The sequence below is a fragment of the Pseudoalteromonas prydzensis genome, from assembly GCF_011050055.1.
Classification (GTDB): domain Bacteria; phylum Pseudomonadota; class Gammaproteobacteria; order Enterobacterales; family Alteromonadaceae; genus Pseudoalteromonas; species Pseudoalteromonas prydzensis_A.
In genome coordinates this window covers 1-5,083 of record NZ_DRGM01000073.1, presented here as the reverse complement: position 1 = coordinate 5,083, position 5,083 = coordinate 1, and the positions used below count along the sequence as shown (strand labels likewise).

The following is a 5,083-nucleotide window of genomic DNA, read 5'->3' as shown; positions in this document are numbered from 1 at the left end:
GTATGTCGGCTATTAGTAAATTTTGCAGCGGTTTATCTAGCATATTAGCTAGCTCAGAGAGTGAGGGCTCACCGGCATGGAATAAGTCTTTAGGGTGACCAAATAACTCCACCGATAAGTCATGAAATTCTGGCGTACCTCGATATTCAAGCATACTTAATACCGTTTTATACTCAGTGCACATTTTTCCCATATATTGAGCAATCGGATTTAACTGCCCTAGTTGGTTAATAATGTTACGGTGCAAAGTAGAAAACGCTTGGCGTAACTCGCTAGGTACAAAACCAAGGTCGCGCTGTTGATAGTATGCACGATCGATAAGTGGGTCTTTTTGACATTTCTGTCTAAAAAACTCTTCTTTAGTTTGTTTATCCCAATTAATAGCATCAAGTATCCTAATAGGCGTTTGCAATGCAATTAATTGATCCGATAACTCACGAGTTTTTAGTAGTAACGCCTTGTCTATCATGGTGTAAGCTCAACAATAAATGAGTTTTGAGCATAATTTAAAAAAGCTAAATTACAAAGCAATATCACACTTTTTTAGCTATTGTTTTTAAGATGATCGACCCTCATATCTGTATCGTATGAGTTATCAAATAAAAGGTATAAAACATGAAAAACGAACTCGACAATAAACAGATTTTAGCCGTGTATGAACGTATAATTCAAAAAGGTGAAATGACTGATGAAGGTAAGCACTATCAAGGCGTTACTGCTTATTCAGACGTAGATGGTTACACAGTATACCTACAAGGTAGCGGCGTAGAGCTGCGCTTTGGTTTTCATAATACTTACCACCTTGACTATGAACATGAAAAGCATAAAGACGACTTTTTGAAAAAATTATATAACATTGCAAACGAGAGCTAATGCACCCACGAAAACTCAGACACCGCCCTACCAGTAAGCTCAATACTACTTTTATTAACCAAGTAGTAGAAGAGCTTAGAGCTGATCCAAGCAAAGTCTCTATTATTCAAGACAATTTAGAACAGTACCGTGCTCAAACTCATTTAAAGCGTGGTTTTTTACTGGCTATAGAGCGCTTTGATTGGGTTTTTGAAGCAAGCAAAGATATTGATTTCATTTGCCAGCAAATTTTAGCTGATGACTATATTGGCAATAGACTAAGACGTTACCCTCTCCTTTTTAAAGGTGTTATTAATAATGCCTGACCTTTCCAAACCAAGCGCTTTAAAACGATAAAACCATAAAGTTTACTCTCTATATAAATTTATTAGAGCACTAAGCAATTACAGGTTTAGTGCGCTTTTGCATTAAAATAATACTATTAGTGCTCTAACTATTACTGCACTAACGATTTTTACACATTTTATTCATTTATTGCTGTAAACAAATCATTACTATTATTTAATCTCAAAAAAAACCTTTCAACACTATGTTTTATAAGTAATAAAATAAAATAAAACTTTATCTTCTTTATCGCATTAGTTGCACTTTTATTAATGATTAATCTACATTTTGGCATCTAGATATTTACCTCAACCTTGAATTGTTAGAGCTATTACCTTAAGCTTATCTTTATTGAACGTTCAATTAATAAAAATTATGCCTAAAGTTGGAATGGAACCTGTCAGGCGTCAGCAGTTAATTGACGCAACTATAGAATCTGTTGCGACGAATGGATTACAAGGAACGACTATAAACAGCATTAGTAAAAATGCAGGTTTATCGTCGGGTATTATTAGTCATTATTTTGGTGGTAAGCAGGGGCTGATTGAAGCCACTGTTCGATACTTACTAACAAGCTTAAAACAAGACTTGATAGGCAAAGTAAATCATCAAACAAATGCGACTGAACGTTTAATGTTTATTATCGAAGCCAACTTTGCGCTTGTACAACAGCGTAATGATACAACCCGAACGTGGTTAAGTTTTTGGGCGCAATCGATGCATGATGAAGAATTACACCGACTACAAAATGTAAACAGTAAACGCTTGCAAAGTAATTTAGCATTTTCTTTTAAACAATTAATGCCTATTGAGCAAGCAAATCAAGCTGCAGAACTTAGCGCCGCAATGATCGATGGCCTATGGTTAAGAGCAGTACTGAGTAAATCAGACAATAATCAGTTTAAACACTGTGAAAAGTTAGCAAAAAGCTATGTACTTTCACTTATCAAGTAATATGGAGCCTAGCGTGACTACACCTGTCTATCAAAATTTTATTAACGGCCATTTTCTTGCAAACCAGAACGGCAAAACATTTGATGTAACAAACCCAGCAACGGGCGAGGTTATTTACGCAGTAGAAATTGCCGACGAATTTATTCAAAACGCAGCCATTGAGAGTGCAAAGCAAGGTTTTGCTCAGTGGTCAGCAATGACACCCATTGAACGTAGCCGCATTTTATTAAAAGCAGTGGCTATTTTACGCGAACGTAACGATGAACTAGCACTTGTAGAAGTACTCGACACCGGTAAACCAATGCAAGAAGCAAATTGTGTTGATATTGAAACTGGCGCTGATGTAATTGAATACTTTGCAGGTCTTGCGCCAGCACAGGTAGGCCAACAACAAATGGTTGGTGATGACTTTTACTACACACGCAAAGAGCCATTAGGTATTTGTGCGGGTATTGGTGCATGGAACTACCCACTACAAATTGCATGTTGGAAGTCAGGCCCTGCTCTTGCTGCTGGGAATGCATTTATATTCAAACCATCAGAAGAAACGCCACTGGGCGCGCTTAAACTTGCAGAAGTATTTGTTGAAGCTGGCGTACCTGCAGGTGTGTTTAATGTTGTTCAAGGCGCGGGCGATGTAGGCCAGTGGCTAACGCAGCATAGCGAGATTGACAAAGTATCGTTCACGGGTGAAGTAGGCACAGGTAAAAAAGTAGTCGCAAGTGCTGCCGGTACTTTAAAAGATGTCACGATGGAACTTGGTGGGAAATCTCCACTATTAGTATTCGATGACGCCAACATTGAGCAAGCAGTTAGCGCGGCCATGTTAGGTAATTTTTATACGCAAGGCGAAATTTGTACTAACTGTACACGTATTTACGTTCATAAAAATGTATATCAGCAATTTATTGATGAGCTTAAAGCGCGCACTGAGAAAAACATTATTGCTGGCGACCCACAAGATTTAAATACTAACTTTGGCGCACTTATTTCTAAAAAGCACCAAGAACTAGTAATGAGCTACGTTAATAAAGGCATCGAAGAAGGTGCAACGCTATTAACCGGTGGTACAACGCTTTCCCCTAAATCTGCACCTAATGGCTATTTTGTAGCACCGACTGTGTTTATTGATTGTAATGACGACATGACTATCGTTAAAGAAGAAATATTTGGCCCAGTAATGAGCGTGCTTGTTTTTGACGATGAAGACGATGTTATTGCACGCGCTAACGGGACTCACCTAGGCTTAGCTGCAGGCGTATTTACTAGCGATATTAAACGTGCGCACCGCGTGATTCATAAGTTACAAGCCGGTATTTGTTGGATTAATGCATACGGTAACTCACCTGCTGAAATGCCAGTTGGCGGTTATAAGCAATCGGGTATTGGCCGTGAAAATGGTATACAAACGCTTGATCAATACACGCAAACTAAGTCTATTTATGTTGGTATGGCCGACATAGAAAGCCCATTTTAAGGCGCCCTACTATGAGTAATCATTACGACTATATTATTGTTGGCGCTGGTTCGGCGGGTTGTGTTTTAGCCAACCGTTTATCTGAAGATTCAAGTAACCGCGTGTTACTACTTGAAACTGGCGGTAGCGATAAAAGTATTTTTATAAAAATGCCAACCGCGTTATCTATTCCTATGAATAGTGACAAATACGCATGGCAGTTTCATACGCAGCCTGAGCCTCATTTAGATAACCGTGAGATGCATTGTCCTCGCGGTAAAGTATTAGGCGGCTCGTCATCTATTAATGGCATGGTGTATGTACGCGGTCACGCAAAAGATTTTGACGAATGGCAGCAACACGGTGCAAACGGCTGGGATTACCAATCGTGTTTACCGTATTTTCAAAAGGCAGAAAGCTTTTACCTTGGTGAAAATACTTACCGTGGTGGCAAAGGCCCGCTTGGCGTTAATAACGGCAACGAAATGAAAAACCCGCTTTACCGCACCTTTATCAAAGCAGGTGTACAAGCCGGTTACGCTTCTACAGATGATTATAACGCGTCGCAGCAAGAGGGTTTTGGCCCAATGCACATGACCGTAAAAGACGGCGTGCGCAGCTCTGCTTCGCGTGAGTATTTAGACCCTGTTAAATCGCGTAGTAATTTAACGATTATTACAGGTGCACTAGCACAACGCGTGATTTTAGATGGCAAGAAAGCTACTGGCATCGAATACAAAGTAAATGGCGACGTTAAAACTGCATATGCTGCAAAAGACGTTGTATTAAGTGCAGGCCCAATCGGCTCTCCACATATTTTACAACTCTCTGGTATTGGTGACACACAAGCGCTTGAAAAAGCAGGCGTTGAAGTACAGCATCATCTACCTGGTGTTGGTCAAAACTTACAAGATCATCTTGAGTTTTACTTTCAATACAAGTGTAAGCAACCTATCACGCTTAATGGCAAGCTAGGCATTGTTTCAAAAGGGTTGATTGGCGCGCGCTGGTTATTAACGCGTTCGGGTTTAGGTGCAACGAATCATTTTGAATCGTGTGCGTTTATTCGCTCAAAACCAGGTGTTGAATGGCCAGATATTCAGTATCACTTTTTACCAGCGGCTATGCGTTACGACGGTCGAAGCGCATTTGCAGGTCATGGTTTTCAAGTACATGTTGGTCATAACAAACCAAAAAGCCGTGGTAGTGTGACTATTGCTTCTGCAAATCCTGAGCAACCACCAACCATTTTATTTAATTACCTTGAGCATCAAGACGATATTGAAGGCTTTAGAGCATGCGTTCGCTTAACACGCGACATAATCGAGCAAAGTGCCTTTGATGAATACCGCGATGAAGAAATTCAACCAGGTAAACATATTCAAACAGATGAAGAAATAGATGCCTTTGTACGCCAAGCCGTAGAAAGTGCCTACCACCCTTCTTGCTCATGCAAAATGGGTGAAGATGATATGG

General features: G+C 39.8%; 6 protein-coding genes. 5 read left to right on the top strand and 1 reads right to left on the bottom strand.

Annotated features, from left to right (window positions below):
- Window positions 1-469: tyrosine/phenylalanine carboxypeptidase domain-containing protein (locus ENH88_RS06545; protein ID WP_304180838.1), on the bottom strand; the 469-nt coding region annotated here is incomplete at its 3' end.
- Window positions 470-615: 146 nt separating this feature from the next.
- Here ENH88_RS06545 and ENH88_RS06540 point away from each other — a divergent pair.
- The 5 genes from ENH88_RS06540 to ENH88_RS06520 all read left to right on the top strand — a co-directional run.
- A complete protein-coding gene (locus ENH88_RS06540) occupies window positions 616-873 on the top strand; it encodes a DUF3081 domain-containing protein (RefSeq protein ID WP_008169639.1) in 258 nt (85 codons plus the stop codon).
- Window positions 873-1,178 (top strand): hypothetical protein, encoded by a 306-nt coding sequence (locus tag ENH88_RS06535; RefSeq protein ID WP_024599931.1) that lies wholly within the window; start codon window positions 873-875, stop codon window positions 1,176-1,178. Before ENH88_RS06540 ends, ENH88_RS06535 begins: the two co-directional genes overlap by 1 nt.
- A gap of 409 nt (window positions 1,179-1,587) precedes the next feature.
- Window positions 1,588-2,151, top strand: coding sequence for a transcriptional regulator BetI (gene betI / locus ENH88_RS06530; RefSeq protein ID WP_080668972.1), 564 nt, complete (start codon window positions 1,588-1,590; stop codon window positions 2,149-2,151).
- Window positions 2,152-2,164: 13 nt separating this feature from the next.
- Window positions 2,165-3,628: a betaine-aldehyde dehydrogenase gene (betB, locus tag ENH88_RS06525; protein WP_024599930.1), complete on the top strand. Its 1,464-nt coding sequence runs from the start codon at window positions 2,165-2,167 to the stop codon at window positions 3,626-3,628.
- A gap of 11 nt (window positions 3,629-3,639) precedes the next feature.
- The coding region (locus ENH88_RS06520; RefSeq protein WP_304180830.1) for a choline dehydrogenase at window positions 3,640-5,083 on the top strand (1,444 nt) is incomplete at its 3' end.